The sequence below is a fragment of the Pseudomonas sp. RL_5y_Pfl2_73 genome (assembly GCF_963970515.1).
GTDB lineage: Bacteria > Pseudomonadota > Gammaproteobacteria > Pseudomonadales > Pseudomonadaceae > Aquipseudomonas.
In genome coordinates, this window is record NZ_CAXAPD010000008.1 from 112,434 (window position 1) to 130,369 (window position 17,936).

Here is a 17,936-nt window from a genome sequence, read left to right on the forward strand (position 1 = left end):
GCGAACGTTTTCCCGGCAACCCGTGATGGTTTGCCGCCTGGGAAAGCGTGCGCCGACTGAAAGACAAAGGAGTCCGCCTGTGGCTATCCGCTATGGTAAAGGGCTTATCGGAGGTGCGGTCGTCGTCGCCCTCCTGGCCCTGTTGGTCCACTGGATCGGCATCGATACGATCCAACACTACCACGACGATCTGCTGTTCTACCTGCAAGCGCACCTGCTGCTGGTACTCGCTTCCATGCTGGCGGCCCTGCTCGTGGGCATTCCCGCCGGCATCGCCCTCAGCCGCCCCGGCATGGTCGGGAGCGCCGAACGCTTCATGCAGGTGTTCAACATCGGCAACACCGTACCGCCCCTGGCCGTGCTGGCCATCGCCCTGGGCATCCTGGGCATCGGCAGTGGTCCCGCCATCTTCGCCCTGTTCCTCGCCTCGCTGCTGCCCATCGTGCGTAACACCTACGAAGGCCTGAAAAACGTCCAGGGCTCCCTCAAGGAAGCCGCCGTCGGCATCGGCATGACCCCACGCCAGGTGCTGTGGAAAGTCGAGCTGCCCAACGCCATACCGATCATCGTCGGTGGCGTGCGGGTGGCACTGGCGATCAACGTCGGCACTGCCCCACTGGCCTTCCTGATCGGCGCCAACAGCCTTGGCAGCCTGATCTTCCCCGGCATCGCCTTGAACAATCAGCCGCAACTGCTGCTCGGTGCCGTGTGCACCGCCCTGCTGGCATTGCTGCTCGACGGTCTGGCGATACTGGCCAGCCGCCTCTGGCTGGAACGTGGCCTGCGAGCGTCATAAACCAGGCCGCAATAAAGGAATCATTATGAAGAAATTGAGCTTGATACTGGGCTGCGTCCTGCTGTTCGCAGGATTTGCCCAGGCCGCTGAAAAACCACTGATTCGCCTCGGCGCCCGAGTGTTCACCGAGCAGACGCTGCTGGCAGAAATCACCGCCCAATACCTGCGCGACAAAGGCTACAACGCGCAGATCACCGGCGGACTTGGTAGCAACCTGGCCCGTAGCGCCCAGGAGAGCGGACAACTGGACCTGCTCTGGGAGTACACCGGCGTGTCGTTGGTGTCCTACAACCACATCACGGAGAAACTCGACAGCGCCCAGTCCTACGCACGAGTGAAAGAAGTCGACGCAAAAAAAGGCCTGACCTGGCTGACGCCGTCGAAATTCAGCAACACCTATGCCCTGGCCTTGCCGGAAAAAATCGCGCAGCAATATCCACAGATCAACACCATCAGCCAATTGAACACCGTGTTACAGGCCGAGGCCGATGAAAATCACCTGATGGCCCTGGACACCGAGTTCGCCAACCGTTTCGACGGGTTGGATGGCATGGTCAAGCTGTACGGCATGAACCTGACCCGCAAGAATATCCGGCAAATGGACGCAGGCCTGGTCTACACCGCCCTGCGCAACGGCCAGGTATTCGCCGGGTTGGTGTACACCACCGACGGGCGCCTGAGCGCGTTCAAACTGAAACTGCTGGAAGACGACAAGCAGTACTTCCCGGACTACACCGCCGCGCCCGTGGTGCGCCAGACGACTCTGGATGCAAATCCGCACCTGGTCGCGCAGCTCAAACCCCTGGCCGAATTGTTCGACGATGAAACCATGCGCCAGCTCAACGCCCGCGTGGACGTCAACCACGAAAGCCCTTCCGCCGTTGCCGCCGATTTCCTGCGCCAGCACGCCCTGCTCTCAACCCAATGACCTGGAGGAAAAGCCATGGATTTTCTTGACGCCTTTTCCCACCTGGACTGGCCGCTGGTACTGAACCTGATCTGGCAGCACATCACCTTGGTGGGCATCGCCGTGACCCTGGCGATTGTGGTCGGCGTACCGCTGGGTATTTTCATGACCCGTTTCCCGGCGCTCGCCGGCCCATTGCAGGCCAGCGCCACGGTGCTGCTGACGATTCCGTCGATTGCGTTGTTCGGCCTGCTGCTGCCGTTCTATTCCAAGTTCGGCCAAGGCCTGGGCCCAATGCCGGCGATCACCGCAGTGTTTCTCTATTCCCTGTTGCCAATCATGCGCAACACCTACCTGGCCTTGACCAGCGTCGAACCGGGCATCCGCGAAGCGGCCCGTGGCATCGGCATGACCTTCGGCCAGCGCCTGCGCATGGTCGAACTGCCCATCGCCGTGCCGGTGATCCTGGCCGGCGTACGCACCGCCGTGGTCATGAACATCGGCGTCATGACCATCGCCGCCACCATCGGCGCCGGTGGCCTGGGCGTGCTCATCCTCGCTTCCATCAGCCGCAGCGACATGTCGATGCTGATCGTCGGCGCCGTGCTGGTCAGCCTCTTGGCCATCTTCGCCGACCTGCTTCTGCAATGGCTGCAACGCTCGCTGACTCCTAAAGGACTATTGAAATGATCGAACTTCAAAACCTCAGCAAAACCTTCAAGAGCAACGGCAAAGACGTCAAGGCCGTGGACTCGGTGAACCTGACCGTCAACGAAGGCGAGATCTGCGTGTTCCTCGGGCCGTCGGGCTGTGGCAAAAGCACCACGCTGAAGATGATCAATCGCCTGATCCCGCCCACCTCGGGCAAGGTGTTGATCAACGGCGAAGACACCACCGGCCTGGACGAAGTGACCCTGCGTCGCAACATCGGCTACGTGATCCAGCAGATCGGCCTGTTCCCGAACATGACCATCGAGGAAAACATCACCGTAGTCCCGCGCCTGCTCGGCTGGGACAAACAGAAATGCCACGACCGCGCCCGCGAATTGATGAGCATGATCAAGCTCGAACCCAAGCAGTACCTGCATCGCTACCCCCGTGAACTGTCCGGTGGTCAGCAGCAGCGGATCGGCGTGATCCGTGCCCTGGCGGCCGATGCGCCGCTGCTGCTGATGGACGAACCCTTCGGCGCGGTCGACCCGATCAACCGCGAGATGATCCAGAACGAGTTCTTCGAGATGCAGCGGGCGCTAAACAAGACCGTGATCATGGTCAGCCACGACATCGACGAAGCGATCAAGCTGGGGGACAAGATTGCGATCTTCCGCGCCGGCAAGCTGGTCCAGTTCGATCACCCGGACACGCTGCTGGCCCATCCGGCCGACGAGTTCGTCAGCAGCTTCGTTGGTCAGGACAGCACGCTCAAGCGCTTGTTGCTGGTCAAGGCCGAAGACGCGGCGGACAACGCCCCGTCGGTCAGCCCGGAGACGACAGTGGGTGAGGCACTGGAGTTGATGGACGAACATGACCGTCGCTACCTGGTGGTGACCTGCGTCGAGAACAAGGCCCTGGGCTTTGTACGACGCCGCGACCTGCACCGTCAGACCGGCGCCTGCTCGCAGTACCTGAGCGAATTCAACGCCACAGCGGCATACGACGAACACCTGCGGATCCTGCTGTCGCGCATGTACGAGCTCAACCGTTCGTGGCTGCCGGTGATGGACGCCGAGCGGGTGTTCCTCGGGGAAGTGACCCAGGAGTCGATTGCCGAGTACCTGAGTTCCGGACGTTCGCGCGGGGGCAAAACCAGCATTGTCTCGCCCGCCGAGATGGCGTTGGCCTGACTGAAGCCTTCGCGAGCAAGCCCGCTCCCACACTGGTCTGCGTCAGCCTACTATTTGTGGTTGACCGCAGCCCAGTGTGGGAGCGGGCTTGCTCGCGAATGGAGCCGCACAAATGTCCCTGAAACACCTCAAAGACAACTTCAAAGGGAACATCAATCTGTCACGCAGGTCGGTTACATCATGAGCTGTCGCGGGCCGCACGACGGATGTGTGCAAAAACGCGACATTTTTAGTTGATCTCAGGCCCCTCACGCCCTAAAGTTCGCGCCGAACGTCCATGCTGGAAACGATCCATCCGGCTCAAGTACTGACGACGAGACAGCAAGGCCAAGGGCATCATGCATCCCGTGGCCTTTTTGCTTTCGGCGACATGCCTTGGGAAGTAGGCGAACCAAAGTGGGGATACGGAGGACGTTCACGAGGGCTGCTTGCCCTCACACCCATTGATCCTGATGTTTGCCAGTAGGAGTCCCAAGTATGTCGATCCAGGTCGAAGATTATTTCGCGCGCGAAACCTTCCAGAAAATGAAAGCGTTCGCCGACAAGCAGGAAACCCCATTCGTGGTGATCGACACCGCGATGATCTCCCAGGCCTATGACGACCTGCGCGCCGGTTTCGATTTCGCCAAGGTTTACTACGCCGTCAAGGCCAACCCGGCGGTGGAAATCATCGACCTGCTCAAGAGTAAAGGCTCCAACTTCGACATCGCCTCGATCTATGAGCTGGATAAGGTCATGAGCCGTGGCGTCGGCCCGGACCAGATCAGTTACGGCAACACCATCAAGAAATCCCGCGACATTCGCTACTTCTACGAGAAGGGCGTGCGCCTGTATGCCACCGACTCCGAAGCTGACTTGCGCAACATCGCCAAGGCCGCGCCGGGCTCGAAAGTCTATGTACGCATTCTTACCGAAGGCTCCACCACCGCTGACTGGCCGTTGTCGCGCAAGTTCGGCTGCCAGACCGACATGGCCATGGACCTGCTGATCCTGGCCCGCGACCTGGGCCTGGTGCCGTACGGCATTTCGTTCCACGTCGGCTCGCAACAGCGCGACATCAGCGTCTGGGACGCAGCCATCGCCAAGGTCAAGGTGATCTTCGAGCGCCTGAAGGAAGAAGACGGCATCGTCCTGAAGCTGATCAACATGGGTGGCGGCTTCCCGGCCAACTACATCACCCGCACCAACAGCCTGGAAACCTACGCTGAGGAAATCATTCGCTTCCTCAAGGAAGACTTCGGCGACGACCTGCCGGAAATCATCCTGGAGCCGGGCCGTTCGTTGATCGCCAACGCCGGCATCCTGGTCAGCGAAGTGGTGCTGGTGGCGCGCAAGTCCCGTACCGCCGTCGAGCGTTGGGTGTACACGGATGTGGGCAAGTTCTCCGGCCTGATCGAAACCATGGACGAAGCCATCAAGTTCCCGATCTGGACCGAGAAGAAAGGCGAAATGGAAGAAGTGGTCATCGCCGGGCCTACCTGTGACAGCGCCGACATCATGTATGAGAACTACAAGTACGGGTTGCCGTTGAACCTGGCTATTGGGGATCGCCTGTATTGGCTGTCGACCGGGGCCTATACCACTAGCTATAGCGCGGTGGAATTCAATGGCTTTCCGCCGTTGAAATCGTTTTACGTGTGATGTGTTTGGGCGCTTGAGCTTATAGTTCTTGCCCTGTTGCGTAATGAAAAACGGCGCTTTTTCCAGAAATGGAAAGCGCCGTTTTTTTTTTGGATGGTTGGCGTGCATATCCGTTGCTGCGGTAACGGCTACTGGCGGTTCCGCTCTTACAGCGGGTCACTTTCGAAAAGCCCGGAAGCCGGCCCAGTCGAAAGTAACCAAAGCGCTTGTGCCCCACCACTCGGTGCCTCGCCTAGGCTCGGCATGCCTGAACGAAGGCATTACTCCGTGGGCCGCCGCGAAGGGCCATCCATGGCCCAGCGCGGCTAACCCGGCATCCGTGCCGGGTTGCCCACTGCGCAATACCTTCGTTCAGCCAGCGTGGTTAACGGGGCGCCGAGATCAACGTCCACCGCGAGGCGGCCTAACAGCCGACCTGGCTCTCCCGGTCGTACACCCATCAGATCTGTTTGAGCAGGACCTGTGGGAGCAAAGCTTGCTCGCGAATGCGGTGTTTCAGTCAATGAAGATGCTGGATGTGCCGACCTCTTCGCGAGCAAGCTCGCTCCCACAGGATTTCTTCGCTCACGCCATCACTGCCCCGCTCATGCAAATGATCGGGGCTTTTTCGTGTGTTTATGAATGCTTCTCGATAACACACGGCATAATGCACGCCGTGATGAACAGTCAATGAACAAGGCGAGCGACGTGTTGAAGAAAACCCTGTTCCAGTTGCACTGGTTTTTCGGCATCAGTGCCGGACTGGTCCTGGCGTTGATGGGCGTTACCGGGGCGGTGGTGTCGTTCCAGGATGAAATCCTGCGGGCCTTGAACCCGCAGGTGCTGATGGTCGAGAAGCAACCGGCCGGTGTCCTGCCGCCCGCCGAGCTGGTGGAACAGATCGAGGCCGCCTCCGGCAAGACTGTCGCCCTGCTCTGGGTCGAGACCGACAGCGGCAACGCCGCGCGGGTGATCTTTGCGGCGCCCCCTGGGGAAAACCGTGGCCCCATGCGCTATTTCAACCCTTACAACGCGCAGTTCATGGGCGATGTGACGGGCCAGGACTTCTTCGGCCTGATGCTCAGGTTGCACCGCGTCTTGACCCTGGATGATGTCGGTCGGCAAATCACCGGTGCCTGCACGCTGATCCTGGTGTTTTTCTGCCTGTCCGGGCTGTACCTGCGCTGGCCGCGGCAATGGAAAAGCTGGCGCGCCTGGCTGACCCTCGACTGGGGGAAAAAAGGTCGGAGCTTCAATTGGGACCTGCACTCGGTGGCGGGCACCTGGTGCCTGCTGTTCTATCTGCTGGCGGCCCTGACCGGGCTGACCTGGTCCTACGAGTGGTACAACAAAGGCGTGACCCGCCTGCTCTCCGATTCACCGAAAGATGAACGGGTGCGCAATCGCGGCCCGGCGCCGAGCGGCCCACTTCCCGTGGCCGATTACCGGGCCATGTGGAGCAGCATCTACAGCGCCGCCGGCCCGGGACTGTCGGCCTATAACGTGCGCATGCCGCCCGTGGCCGGGCAACCGGCGACCGTGTTCTACCTGCTGAACCACTCGCCCCATGACCGGGCGCTGAACCAGCTCACCCTCGACCCGGCCACCGGCGTCATCAGCCGGCACAGTCGCTACAGCGACAAGAGCCTCAAGGCGCAGTGGCTGACCAGTGTCTATGCCCTGCATATCGGCAGTTACTTCGGCCTGGTTGGGCGGATCCTGGTGACCGTCGCCGCGCTGACCATGCCGCTGTTCTTCATCACCGGTTGGTTGCTGTACCTGGACCGCCGCCGCAAGAAGCGCCAAGTCAAAAACGCCCGCCAGGCCCTCGCCGCCAATTCGGGCAATGCGCCGGCCTGGCTGATCGGCTTCGCCAGCCAAAGCGGTTTCGCCGAACGACTGGCCTGGCAGACCGCCGGCCAACTTCAGGTTGCCGGCTTACCCGTAAAGGTCCAGCCACTGGCCAGTGTGCGTGAGCAGGACCTGAGCAACGCCACCCACGCATTGTTTGTCGTCAGCACCTTTGGCGACGGCGAAGGGCCGGACAGCGCCCGCAGCTTCGAACGCAAGGTGCTGGGCCAGGCCTTGAGCCTGGAGCACCTGAAGTATTCGGTGCTGGGCCTGGGCGACCGGCAATATCAACACTTCTGCGGCTTCGCCCGGCGCCTGCACGCCTGGCTGGCTGAGCACGGTGGCAAGACCCTGTTCGCGCCGGTGGAAGTGGACAGCGGCGACCCTTACGCCCTGCGTCACTGGCAACAACAACTGGCCGAATTGACCGGCCAGGCGCCAGTGGATACCTGGCAGGCGCCAAGCTTCGAAAACTGGACCCTCAGCCAGCGCACCCTGCTCAACCCCGACAGCAGTGGCTCGAGCGTGTACCTGCTGGGCCTCACCGCCCCCGGCCCGAGCAGTTGGCTGGCCGGTGACCTGGTGCAAATCCTGCCGCGCAATGATCTGTTGGCCATCGAGCATTTCCTCGACGGGCTTGGCCTCTCCGGCCACGCGAGCGTGCAAGTCGATGGCCTGTCCCAGAGCCTCGACCAGGCCCTGGCGACCCGCCAGCTTGCGGAAAACCGCGCCCACCTGGTCGGCCTGCATGCCCAGGCGCTGGTGGATGCGCTGGCACCGCTGGCGATGCGCGAATATTCCATCGCCTCGATCCCGGCCGACGGCGTGCTGGAACTGATCGTGCGCCAGGAACGTCACGCCGACGGCAGCCTGGGCATCGGTTCCGGCTGGCTGACCGAACACGCACCGCTGGGCAGCGCCGTCAGCCTGCGGCTGCGCCGCAACAGCGCCTTCCATCTGCCGGCCCAGGGTGTGCCGATGATCCTGCTGGGCAACGGCACTGGCCTGGCCGGCCTGCGCAGCCTGCTCAAGGCGCGCGTCACCGAAGGCATGCAGCGCAACTGGCTGCTGTTTGGCGAGCGCAACCGCGAACACGATTTCCACTGCCGCGATGAGTTGCAGGAATGGGTGACCTCAGGCGACCTGGAACGCCTGGACCTGGCCTTCTCCCGGGATCAGAAGCAGAAAGTCTACGTCCAGGACCGCCTGCTGGAATCGGCCGCGCTGCTCAAGCAATGGCTGGCCGACGGCGCGGTGATCTATGTCTGCGGCAGCTTGCAGGGCATGGCATCCGGGGTGGATCACGTGCTCAACAACGTGCTGGGGCGCGAGGAAGTGGAGCGGCTGATCGAGCAGGGGCGGTATCGGCGGGATGTCTACTGACAGACACCCATCTTAAGTACCCCTTGTGGGAGCAAAGCTTGCTCGCGATGGCGGACTGTCAGTCAGCCCTTTATTGACAGATATAGCTGTCATCGCGAGCAAGTTTTGCGCCCACAGAGGCTCGTGGCGTAATGGGGATCAAACCGGCTGCAACTTCTTCTCGAACACCGCCACACCCTCCAGATCCCGCAACACCACGCTCATCTCCCCGCTTGGCCCGTCGATGTTCACTTCGCCAAAAAACTGATACCCGGCAAACGGCGAGGTGTTCTGGGCCAGGGGCGCTTTCTGGAACACCACTTGCGGGCCGAAGGTCTTGTCCAGGGCATTAGGCCCGAAGCTGCCGGCGTTCAATGGCCCGGCGACAAACTCCCAGAATGGTTCGAAATCCTGGAACGCGGCGTGTTCGGGGTGGTAGTGATGGGCGGCGCAATAGTGGACATCGGCGGTGAGCCAGACATAGTTGCGCACCTGATGCTTGCGCAGGTGGCCGAGCAGTTCGGCGATCTCCATTTCACGCCCCTGGGCCGCGCCCGGGTCACCGTTGGCGACCGCTTCCCAGCGCGGCACGCCAGGGCTGACCTCACCATCCGGCACACCGAGGCCGATGGGCATGTCGGCAGCGATGACTTTCCATTGGGCACGGGACTGCTTCAGTTCGCGCTTGAGCCAATTCAACTGCTCACGCCCCAGGAACGGTTTGGCCGCGCCAAGGTTGGCGTCGTTGGCTTCGCGGTAGCTGCGCATGTCCAGCACGAACACATCCAGCAGCGGCCCATAACCGAGCTTGCGGTAAATACGTCCACCGCCGTCGGCCTTCTGCAGGCGCATTGGCGCGTACTCCAGCCAGGCCTGTCGCGCGCGCCCCACGAGGCTGTGGATATCCTTGGTCTGGTAGCGCTCGTCCAGTTGCTTGCCCGGCGACCAGTTGTTGACCACCTCATGGTCGTCCCACTGCCAGATCTGCGGCACTTCGGCGTTGAAGCGGCGTATGTTTTCGTCCATCAGGTTGTAGCGATAGTTGCCGCGATACTCATCCAGGGTCTCGGCGACCTTGCTCTTGGCCTCGGTGGTGAGGTTGCGCCAGACGCGTCCACCTTCGGCGGTGATTTGCGCCGGCACCGGGCCGTCGGCGTAGATGGTGTCGCCGCTGTGGATAAAGAAGTCTGGCAGGCGCAGGCGCATGGCTTCGTAGATGCGCATGCCGCCGATGTCCGGGTTGATGCCGAAACCCTGACCGACGGTGTCGCCACTCCAGACGAAACGGATGTTGCGCTTGAACGTCGGCACGCTGCGCAGGTGGCCCAGCCAGGGTTCGCTGGCGACGCCGCTCTGGGCATCTTCGAAATGCACCCGGTAGAAAATGGCCTGGTCGGGCGGCAGGCCGGTGAGTTCAACACGGGCAGTGAAATCGCTGCGGGAATCGACCATGGGGGAGACGAAGCGGCGGGGATTGCTGAATTGGCTGCGCGTGTCCCACTCCACCACCATCCGCGCCGGACGGTCACTGCGGCTCCAGATCATCGCCCGGTCGCCCTGCAAGTCGCCCGACTGCACACCGTCGGTGAGCACCGGCCGATCCTTGACCGACGCCATCACCGCCGGCGCCAGCCCCGGCAACAACAACCCCGCCCCCACGGCTTGCATCACACGGCGGCGGCCCAGGTCGAATTCGCTCATGGTGTTCTCCCTTAAAGGGGAAAACTTAAGCATGGCTCTGTGAAGTGGGTGTGACAGGACCTCATGAACTCAGCAGAACGAAATGTGGGAGCGAGCCTGCTCGCGATAGCGGTGTATCAGTCGACAAACAGGCTGTCTGACACTCCGTTATCGCGAGCAGGCTCGCTCCCACAGTAGGCACAGCAGTGATCAGGCCTTGGCCGGCTCCAACGCCATCTCCACCACCTCAGGCCGCTTGAGCAGCGCATACGCCACTGCCGTCAGCAGGCTCCCCGCCACGATCGCCAGCAGGTACAACAGCGCATGGTTGATGGCGTTGGGGATCAGCATCACGAACAGACCGCCGTGGGGGGCCATGAGCTTGCAGCCGAAGTACATCGACAGCGCACCGGTCAGCGCGCCGCCGGCGATGCTGGCCGGGATCACCCGCAACGGGTCCTTGGCCGCGAACGGAATCGCCCCTTCGGAAATGAAGCACAGCCCCAGCACCAGCGCGGCTTTACCGGCCTCGCGCTCGGTCTGGGCGAATTTGCGCCGGGCGATGAACGTGGCGATGCCCAGGCCAATGGGCGGCACCATGCCGGCGGCCATGGTCGCGGCCATTGGTGCATAACTCTGGGAAGCCAGCAGTCCCACCGAAAACGCGTAGGCGGCCTTGTTGATCGGCCCGCCGAGGTCGACACACATCATCGACCCCAGCAGCACGCCCAACAGGATCGCATTGGTGGTGCCCATGCTGTCGAGGAAATGAGTCAGGCCTTCAAGCATCCCCGCCACCGGTTTGCCGACAATGTAGATCATCACCAGGCCGGTGATCAGGCTCGCCAGCAGCGGGATGATCAGGATCGGCTTGAGCGCTTCCAGGCTCTGGGGCAGGCGCGCGTAGCGGTTGATCGCCTTGGCCACGTAACCGGCCAGGAAACCGGCGATGATCCCGCCAATGAAGCCGGCACCCAGGGTACTCGCCAGCATCCCGCCGATCATCCCCGGCGCCAGGCCCGGGCGGTCGGCGATGGAATAGGCGATGTATCCGGCCAGCAGCGGCACCATCAATTTGAACGCGGTGTCGCCGCCGATCTGCATCAGTGCCGCCGCCAGTGTGCCGGGCTCCTTGAAGGCGGTGATGCCGAATACAAACGACAAGGCAATCAACAGACCACCGGCCACCACCATCGGCAGCATGAACGACACGCCCGTCAGCAGGTGCTTGTAGACGCCGGTCTTCTCCGCCTTGGCCGGGGCGCTGGCACCGCTCGCCGCGCTTTCCTGGCGACCTTCGACCAGCGCTTTGTTCAGCGTTGCTTCGGCCTGTTTCAAGGCGATGCCCGTGCTGCAGCGGTAGATCTTCTTACCGGCAAAACGCTCGGTGGCCACTTCGATGTCGGTCGCCAGCAGCACCACGTCCGCCTCGGCGATGGCCTCGGCGCTCAACGGATTGCGCGCACCGACTGAACCCTGGGTTTCCACTTGCAGGTCGTAGCCGAGCTTCTTCGCCGCCTGTTGCAATGCCTCGGCGGCCATGAAGGTATGGGCAACGCCCGTCGGGCAAGCGGTGATGGCAACCAGGCGCGGCGCACGCTCGGTCGACACCGCCGGTGCCTCCTCCACGACATCAGAGGCGAGAAAAACCTCGGCCTCTTCGGCGCCGCGGCGCAGCACCGAGTCGACGTCTTGCAGGGCCAGGGCCGGCGTGCTGCGAAACAGACGCTTGCCGACGAACCGTGACATGTCCACCGGGCCGCTGGCGACCAGTAACACCCACTCGGCCGCTTCGAGGGCCGCCGCCGACAACTGGCGCTCCGGATGGGCCGTATCATGGACTTCGACACTGGTGCTCCAACCCTGGCGCTGAGCCGCGGCGTCCAGCAGGCGGGCGCACAACACACTGGTGACCATGCCGTTGGGGCAGGCCGTCACAATGGCTAGTTTCATTCTTGCGAACCCTCTTATTGTTCTGTCAGGGGGCGCACGCGCACACCCTGTTCAAGCGACGCCAGCAACGCGGTGTCGTGGATGCCAAAACCGATCTGCGTGACCGCCATGGCGGCGATGGCCGTGGCGGTGCGCAGCGTCTGTTCCGGGGTGTCGGCGCTGAGCAGGCCGTGCAGCATGCCCGCCAGCAGCGAATCCCCGGCGCCCACGGTGCTGGCGACGCTGACCTTGGGTGGCGAGGCATGCAGCGCCGTACCGACACTGAACCAGTTCACGCCATCGGCGCCGTGGGAAATCACCACATGTTCGACACCCTGGGCATGCAGGCGCTGCGCCGCTTGCGCCTGGGCCAACTCGCTCACCACCTCGCAACCCAGTGCATCAGCCAGTTCCTCGGTGTTCGGCTTGATCATCCACGGCCCCGCTGCCAGGGCGACGCGCAAGGCTTCGCCACTGGTGTCGAGGGCCACGTTCAGGCCGAGTGTTTTCAAGCGCGTGATCAAGGCCAGCAGCCACTGCGGGCTGACGCCCCGGGGCAAGCTGCCTGCCACCACCACCACGTCGTGACCGGGGGCGAGTTGCTCAAGGCGCGCCAGCAAGGCCTGCTGTGCGGCTTCATCAACCACCGGGCCCGGGCCGTTGAGGTCAGTGATGCGTCCGTCCTGCTCAGCCAGTTTGATATTGCTGCGAGTTTCGCCTGGTACACGGATAAAAGCATCGACAAAACCACGCTGGGCAAACAGCGTCTCGAACACCTGGGCATTGTCTTCGCCCAGAAAGCCACTGACCGTCAGCGTATGACCGAGATCGGCCAACACCTGGGCCACGTTCACGCCCTTGCCAGCGGCGTGGGCGTGCATGGCGTCGCTGCGGTTGACCTGGCCCGGCTCCAGGCGCGCCAACTCCACCGTGAGGTCGAGCGCCGGGTTGAGGGTCAGGGTAAGAATCTTCGCCATTACAGCGCCTCCACTAATGCGCGCACGTCATCGGCGCTGCCCACGGCCAAGGCCTCTTGAGCCAAGGTTTGTACTTGCGCCAGGCTCAATTCGCGGACCCGCGCCTTGACCTCGGCAACGCTGCGGGCCGAGACACTCAGCTCGTCCACACCCAAGCCCACCAGCACCGGCACCGCCAGCGGATCGGCCGCCAGTTCGCCACACACACCGACCCATTTGCCATGGGCATGGGCGGCGCGCACGGTGATGTCGATCAGTTGCAGCACCGCCGGGTGCAAGCCATCGGCCTGGGCCGAAAGGGTCGGGTGACCACGGTCGATCGCCAGGGTGTATTGCGTCAGGTCGTTGGTACCGACGCTGAAAAAGTCGACTTCCTTGGCGAGCACCGGGGCCAGCAATGCGGCGGACGGCACTTCGATCATGATCCCCAGTTGCAGGTCCGCCACGGGGATTTCCTGGCGCAGGCGCTCGGTCATGTCCCGGGCCTGGCGCCATTCATCGACGCTGCCCACCATCGGGAACATGATCCGCAGCGGACGACTGTCCGCCGAGCGCAACAGGGCACGCAGTTGCGCTTCCATGACCTGCGGACGCTGCAAGGTCAGGCGGATGCCACGCACGCCAAGGAACGGGTTTTCTTCTTTCGCGATCGGCCAGTACGGCAGCGGCTTGTCGCCACCCACATCGAGGGTGCGCACCACCAGCGGCCGACCGGCCAGGCCATCGAGGACCTTGCGGTATTCGGCTTCCTGGGTCGCTTCGTCCGGCGCCTGGGTGTGGGCCATGAAAATCAGTTCGGTGCGCAACAGGCCAATGCCTTCGGCGCCCTGCTCCACTGCGCTGGCAACGCCGGCGCTTTCGCCAATGTTGGCAAACACTTCCACGGCATGGCCGTCACGGGTCAGCGCCGGTTCGTGACGCTGCTCGGCCGCGACCTTGAGGCGCTGCTCGCGGGTGTCGCGTTCTTCTGCAGCCCGTTGCAAGGTGGCGGCGTCTGGGTCCACGTGCAAACGACCGCGCTGGCCATCCAGCAACAAGGACGTGCCCGGCGCCAGCAGCAATACCGCCGCACCGGCGCCCACCAGCGCCGGAATGCCCAAGGCCCGGGCAACGATGGCGCTGTGGGCGGTGGCGCCGCCACGGGCGGTGAGAATCCCCGCCACACGCGTTGGGTCCAGGCGCGCCACGTCGGACGGGCCGACTTCGTCCATCACCAGAATGTAGGGTTGATCGGGTTCATTCGGGGTTTCGACGCCGCACAGTTGCGCCAGCACCCGACGGCCGACGTCTCGCAAATCAGCGGCACGTTCGGCCAGCAAGGCGTCCTGCAACGCTTCCTGTTCTTTCGCGGCGGCTTCGACCACCCCCATCCACGCCGCTTGCGCACTCTCGCCCAGCTTCAAGCGGGTGTCGACTTCGTCGCTGAGCTCCGGGTCGTCGAGCATTTCCTGGTGGGTGATGAAGATTTCGCGGATGGCCTTGGCCTTGGCGCGTTCGATCAGGCCTTGGATATCGCGGCGCACCTGGTTCAAGGCGTTTTGCAGGCGCTCGCGCTCGATGGCCGCCGATTCACCGCGCAACGGGTAGTCGATGGCCTGCAATACCTGGATGTGGGCCGGGCCGATGGCGATGCCCGGTGCGGCGGCGACGGCCTGGATCAGGCTGCCAGATTCGGGCGCCAACACGACTGTCGCCACTTCGGCCATCACGGTTTCCCGCGGCGCACTCGGTGGCGGCAACGGTTCAACTTCTTCGCCAAGGCCTTCTTCGATGGCCGCCAGCAGTGCCGGCAACGCATCGGCGGCAATGCTCGGCTCGGCGATGAATTCCAGAACCTGACCGCGGCGGGCACCCAGGCTCAACAGCTTGCTCAGGCTCTTGGCCGACACGGCGTTGTCCTGGCCGTCGACGATGCGCACGCGAATCTCGCCTTCAAAGCTTTTCGCCAACTGGGCGAGGATCTTCGCCGGGCGTGCATGCAGGCCATGGGCATTGGCCAGGCCGATGCGCGCGCTGGGCCAGTCGGCGGGCAATTCGCCGCCGAGCACTTCCAGCACCTTGCGGCTGCTGGTGGCGCGACCCAGCTCGTGACCGCGGCCTTCGATCAGCAAGGCGCAAAGCCTTTCCAGCAAGGCTTGGTGAGCCTCGCCGAGGCTGGCGAGGCAGAACAGACCGCTCAGCGGTTGACCCAGGTAGCGGATGGGCTTGTCCGGCGTGACGAAAGCCAGGCCCGGACGCTTGACGGTCTGTTCGCTGTGCAGCCACCACAAGCCATCGCCCAGGGGCAGCGCATCGACTTGCTGCAACACCCCGGCAAAGCCATTGCTCACGCAATCGGCCTGGCGCAGCAAGCGGGCACCGCGCCATACCAGCTCTTCAAAATCGTCAGCCGACACACCGAGGCCGATCATCTGGGCATCCAGGGCCAGTTCCTGCGGCGCGCCTTGCAGCAGCTTCAGCAACGCTTCGGCGGAACCGGCACGGCGCAGGGCCTGGCCCAGGTCAGTCTCGCCCAGGGCGCGGGTCAGCAGTTGCAACAGGCGCAGGTGTTCGTCGGACTTGGCCGCGATACCGATCGCCAGGTAAACGATCTGACCATCGCCCCAGTCCACGCCCTCCGGGAATTGGAGCAGGCGCACGCCGGTGGAGTAGACCAGGTCGCGGGTCTGCGGGGTGCCGTGGGGGATGGCAATACCTTGGCCGAGAAAGGTCGAGCCCTGGGTTTCGCGAGCCTGCAAGCCGGCGAGGTAACCCTCAGCCACCAAGCCATCGGCCACCAGTTTGTCGGCGAGCAGTTGCAGTGCAGCGTCTTTATCCACAGCCGTCTGAGCCATGGATATCTGCTCTAGAGTGAGCTCGAGCATGCTTTCTCCTTTTTGGCGTTCGGTTGGCGCCAGGTATTGTTTTGAATGAATCAGCTTAGCCCCGCAGGATGACTTTTGGCGTGATCGCGGCAGAAGGCCGAAAAATCCTGCTAGGCTTGAAAATACGCTTGCTGAAACGTTTAATCTAGAAAGATTGGCACGTTACTCGATAATCTCTCATCCTTGAAGTGCAACTTGTCGTAAGCGCTTGGACGGTGACCGTCAGCTTGAATCGGGTAGGATGCCCCTTATCGTCGGGGCTAACTCGAAAAAACAAGGAAAACCGGGTTGAAACTCAGTGATATTGCCCAACTGGCCGGTGTCTCCGTGACCACCGCCAGCTACGTCATCAACGGCAAGGCCGAACAACAACGCATCAGCAGCGCCACCGTCGAACGGGTGCGAGCGGTGGTCCAGGAACATGGCTTTACGCCCAATCCCCAGGCCGCCGGGCTGCGCAGCCGCCACACCCGTACCCTGGGCTTCATCCTGCCGGACCTGGAAAACCCCAGTTACGCACGCATCGCCAAGCTGCTGGAGCAAGGCGCACGGGCGCGGGGCTACCAGTTGCTGATCGCCAGTTCCGACGACGCCCCCGACAGCGAACGGCAACTGTTGCAGTTGTTCCGCGCCCGCCGCTGCGATGCACTGATCGTGGCCAGTTGCCTACCGGCCGGAGACGACAGCTACCAACAGTTGCAGGCCAAGGGCATTCCCATCATCGCCATCGACCGGGTCATGAACCCTGCGCGGTTCTGCTCGGTGATCAGCGACGATCGCCAGGCCAGCCTGCAACTGACTCGTAGCCTGCTGGAGACCCACCCTCGGCAAATTGCGCTGATCAGCGCTCGTCCCGAGCTGAGCATCAGCCAGGAACGGACCGCAGGCTTTAGCGAAGCCTTGGCCGGGTTCGAGGGCCAGGTGCTGATCGAGCATGGTGAGTCGTTCAGCCGTGAATGCGGCCGCCAATTGATGGATGAAATGCTCGCGCGCCTGGGGCATCTGCCCGATGCGCTGATTACCACATCCTACGTGCTGCTGCAAGGGGTGTTCGACGCCCTGCACGATTTCCCGCTCAAGTCGCGACCGTTGCGCCTGGGCACGTTTGGTGACACGCAGTTGCTGGATTTCCTGCCCCTGCCGGTCAATGCCATGTCCCAGCAGCACCAACTGATCGCCGACAAAGCCCTGGAACTGGCCCTGGCGGCCATCGAAAACGATGACTACCAGCCAGGCGTGCAGGCCATTGCGCGGACGTTCAAGCAGCGTATTCACCAAGGCTGACGCTTCTTCAGGATTGATGCATGGAGTTGATCGACACCCACACCCACCTGGATTTTCCAGATTTTGACGCGGACCGCCCGGCACTGCTGGCCGAAAGCCGCGCCTTGGGCGTGCGGCAAATGGTGGTACTGGGCGTGTACCGGGACAACTGGCAGCGGGTCTGGGACCTGGTGCAAAGCGACCCGGACCTGCATGCCGCACTGGGTATGCACCCGCTGTATCTCGATCAGCACCGACCCGAGGACGTGACGCTGCTGCGCGAGTGGCTGAGCCGCCTGGCCGGACACCGGCAATTGTGTGCCGTGGGGGAAATCGGCCTGGATTACTACATCCCGACCCTGGACCGCGAACACCAGCAGGCGCTGTTCGAAGCACAACTGCAACAGGCGGTGGAGTTCGAACTGCCAGCGCTGATCCATGTGCGCCGCAGCCATGCCGACGTGATCGCGACCCTCAAGCGCATGGGGCCCAAACGCGCTGGAATCATCCACGCCTTCGCCGGCAGCCTTGAAGAGGCCCGTGAGTACATCAAACTCGGCTTCAAGCTCGGCCTGGGCGGCGCCGCGACCTGGCCCCAGGCGTTACGCATGCACCGGGTGCTGGCGAACTTGCCGCTGGACGCGGTGGTACTGGAAACCGACTCCCCGGACATGGCCCCGGCGATGTTCCCCGGCCAACGTAACAGCCCGGCGCATTTGCCGGCGATTTGTGAGGCGTTGGCCGGGATCATGGGTATCAGCTCGGAACGATTGGCTGAGGCCAGCACGGCCAATGCCCGCCAATTGTTCAACTGGTGACACCCCCCTGTGGGAGCTTGCT

General features: G+C 63.0%; 12 protein-coding genes. 8 read left to right on the forward strand and 4 right to left on the reverse strand.

The window, feature by feature from the left end:
- Positions 1–79: 79 nt before the first annotated feature.
- The 6 genes from AACY42_RS10195 (at position 80) to AACY42_RS10220 (ending at position 8,401) form a co-directional block, all read left to right on the forward strand.
- Positions 80–796, forward strand: a complete 717-nt coding sequence (locus AACY42_RS10195) for an ABC transporter permease (protein WP_339479035.1) — start codon at positions 80–82, stop codon at positions 794–796.
- Positions 797–821: 25 nt separating this feature from the next.
- Positions 822–1,724: a glycine betaine ABC transporter substrate-binding protein gene (locus AACY42_RS10200; RefSeq protein ID WP_339479036.1), complete on the forward strand. Its 903-nt coding sequence runs from the start codon at positions 822–824 to the stop codon at positions 1,722–1,724.
- Between the two features lie 15 nt (positions 1,725–1,739).
- The gene (locus AACY42_RS10205; protein ID WP_339479037.1) at positions 1,740–2,393 is read left to right on the forward strand and encodes an ABC transporter permease; all 654 of its coding nucleotides are present in this window, start codon (positions 1,740–1,742) and stop codon (positions 2,391–2,393) included.
- The gene (locus AACY42_RS10210) at positions 2,390–3,547 is read left to right on the forward strand and encodes an osmoprotectant ABC transporter ATP-binding protein OsmV (RefSeq protein ID WP_339479039.1); all 1,158 of its coding nucleotides are present in this window, start codon (positions 2,390–2,392) and stop codon (positions 3,545–3,547) included. The genes AACY42_RS10205 and AACY42_RS10210 overlap by 4 nt, the downstream gene beginning before the upstream one ends.
- Before the next feature lie 477 nt (positions 3,548–4,024).
- Positions 4,025–5,188, forward strand: a complete 1,164-nt coding sequence (locus tag AACY42_RS10215; RefSeq protein WP_339479040.1) for a type III PLP-dependent enzyme — start codon at positions 4,025–4,027, stop codon at positions 5,186–5,188.
- 687 nt (positions 5,189–5,875) lie between these two features.
- A complete protein-coding gene (locus tag AACY42_RS10220; protein ID WP_339479198.1) occupies positions 5,876–8,401 on the forward strand; it encodes a sulfite reductase flavoprotein subunit alpha in 2,526 nt (841 codons plus the stop codon).
- Positions 8,402–8,539: 138 nt separating this feature from the next.
- Here AACY42_RS10220 and AACY42_RS10225 read toward each other — a convergent pair whose 3' ends face one another.
- The 4 genes from AACY42_RS10225 to ptsP form a co-directional block, all read right to left on the reverse strand.
- Positions 8,540–10,081: an alkaline phosphatase D family protein gene (locus AACY42_RS10225; RefSeq protein WP_339479042.1), complete on the reverse strand. Its 1,542-nt coding sequence runs from the start codon at positions 10,079–10,081 to the stop codon at positions 8,540–8,542.
- A 189-nt stretch (positions 10,082–10,270) separates the two neighbouring features.
- Complete coding sequence (locus AACY42_RS10230; protein ID WP_339479044.1) at positions 10,271–12,013, reverse strand: PTS fructose-like transporter subunit IIB; 1,743 nt, start codon at positions 12,011–12,013, stop codon at positions 10,271–10,273.
- A gap of 14 nt (positions 12,014–12,027) precedes the next feature.
- Positions 12,028–12,969 carry a 1-phosphofructokinase gene (gene pfkB, locus AACY42_RS10235; RefSeq protein ID WP_339479046.1) on the reverse strand — a complete coding sequence of 314 codons (942 nt, stop codon included), beginning with the start codon at positions 12,967–12,969 and terminating at the stop codon, positions 12,028–12,030.
- Positions 12,969–15,833, reverse strand: coding sequence for a phosphoenolpyruvate--protein phosphotransferase (ptsP, locus tag AACY42_RS10240; protein ID WP_339479048.1), 2,865 nt, complete (start codon positions 15,831–15,833; stop codon positions 12,969–12,971). The genes pfkB and ptsP overlap by 1 nt, the downstream gene beginning before the upstream one ends.
- A gap of 288 nt (positions 15,834–16,121) precedes the next feature.
- On the opposite strand from ptsP, the gene cra reads away from it, so the two are divergent.
- Together cra and AACY42_RS10250 are read left to right on the forward strand one after the other, a co-directional pair.
- Positions 16,122–17,117 (forward strand): catabolite repressor/activator, encoded by a 996-nt coding sequence (cra, locus tag AACY42_RS10245; RefSeq protein WP_339479050.1) that lies wholly within the window; start codon positions 16,122–16,124, stop codon positions 17,115–17,117.
- A gap of 20 nt (positions 17,118–17,137) precedes the next feature.
- On the forward strand, positions 17,138–17,914 hold the full coding sequence (locus tag AACY42_RS10250; protein WP_339479052.1) for a TatD family hydrolase: 777 nt from the start codon (positions 17,138–17,140) through the stop codon (positions 17,912–17,914).
- Positions 17,915–17,936: the final 22 nt, after the last annotated feature.

What these genes read in the sequence shown, in the direction of transcription:
- AACY42_RS10200 (WP_339479036.1), top strand. Translation starts at nt 822, where the DNA reads ATGAAGAAATTGAGCTTGATACTGGGCTGCGTCCTGCTGTTCGCAGGA.
- AACY42_RS10205 (WP_339479037.1), top strand. Translation starts at nt 1,740, where the DNA reads ATGGATTTTCTTGACGCCTTTTCCCACCTGGACTGGCCGCTGGTACTG.
- AACY42_RS10210 (WP_339479039.1), top strand. Translation starts at nt 2,390, where the DNA reads ATGATCGAACTTCAAAACCTCAGCAAAACCTTCAAGAGCAACGGCAAA.
- AACY42_RS10215 (WP_339479040.1), top strand. Translation starts at nt 4,025, where the DNA reads ATGTCGATCCAGGTCGAAGATTATTTCGCGCGCGAAACCTTCCAGAAA.
- AACY42_RS10225 (WP_339479042.1), bottom strand. Translation starts at nt 10,081, where the DNA reads ATGAGCGAATTCGACCTGGGCCGCCGCCGTGTGATGCAAGCCGTGGGG.
- AACY42_RS10230 (WP_339479044.1), bottom strand. Translation starts at nt 12,013, where the DNA reads ATGAAACTAGCCATTGTGACGGCCTGCCCCAACGGCATGGTCACCAGT.
- pfkB (WP_339479046.1), bottom strand. Translation starts at nt 12,969, where the DNA reads ATGGCGAAGATTCTTACCCTGACCCTCAACCCGGCGCTCGACCTCACG.
- ptsP (WP_339479048.1), bottom strand. Translation starts at nt 15,833, where the DNA reads ATGCTCGAGCTCACTCTAGAGCAGATATCCATGGCTCAGACGGCTGTG.
- AACY42_RS10250 (WP_339479052.1), top strand. Translation starts at nt 17,138, where the DNA reads ATGGAGTTGATCGACACCCACACCCACCTGGATTTTCCAGATTTTGAC.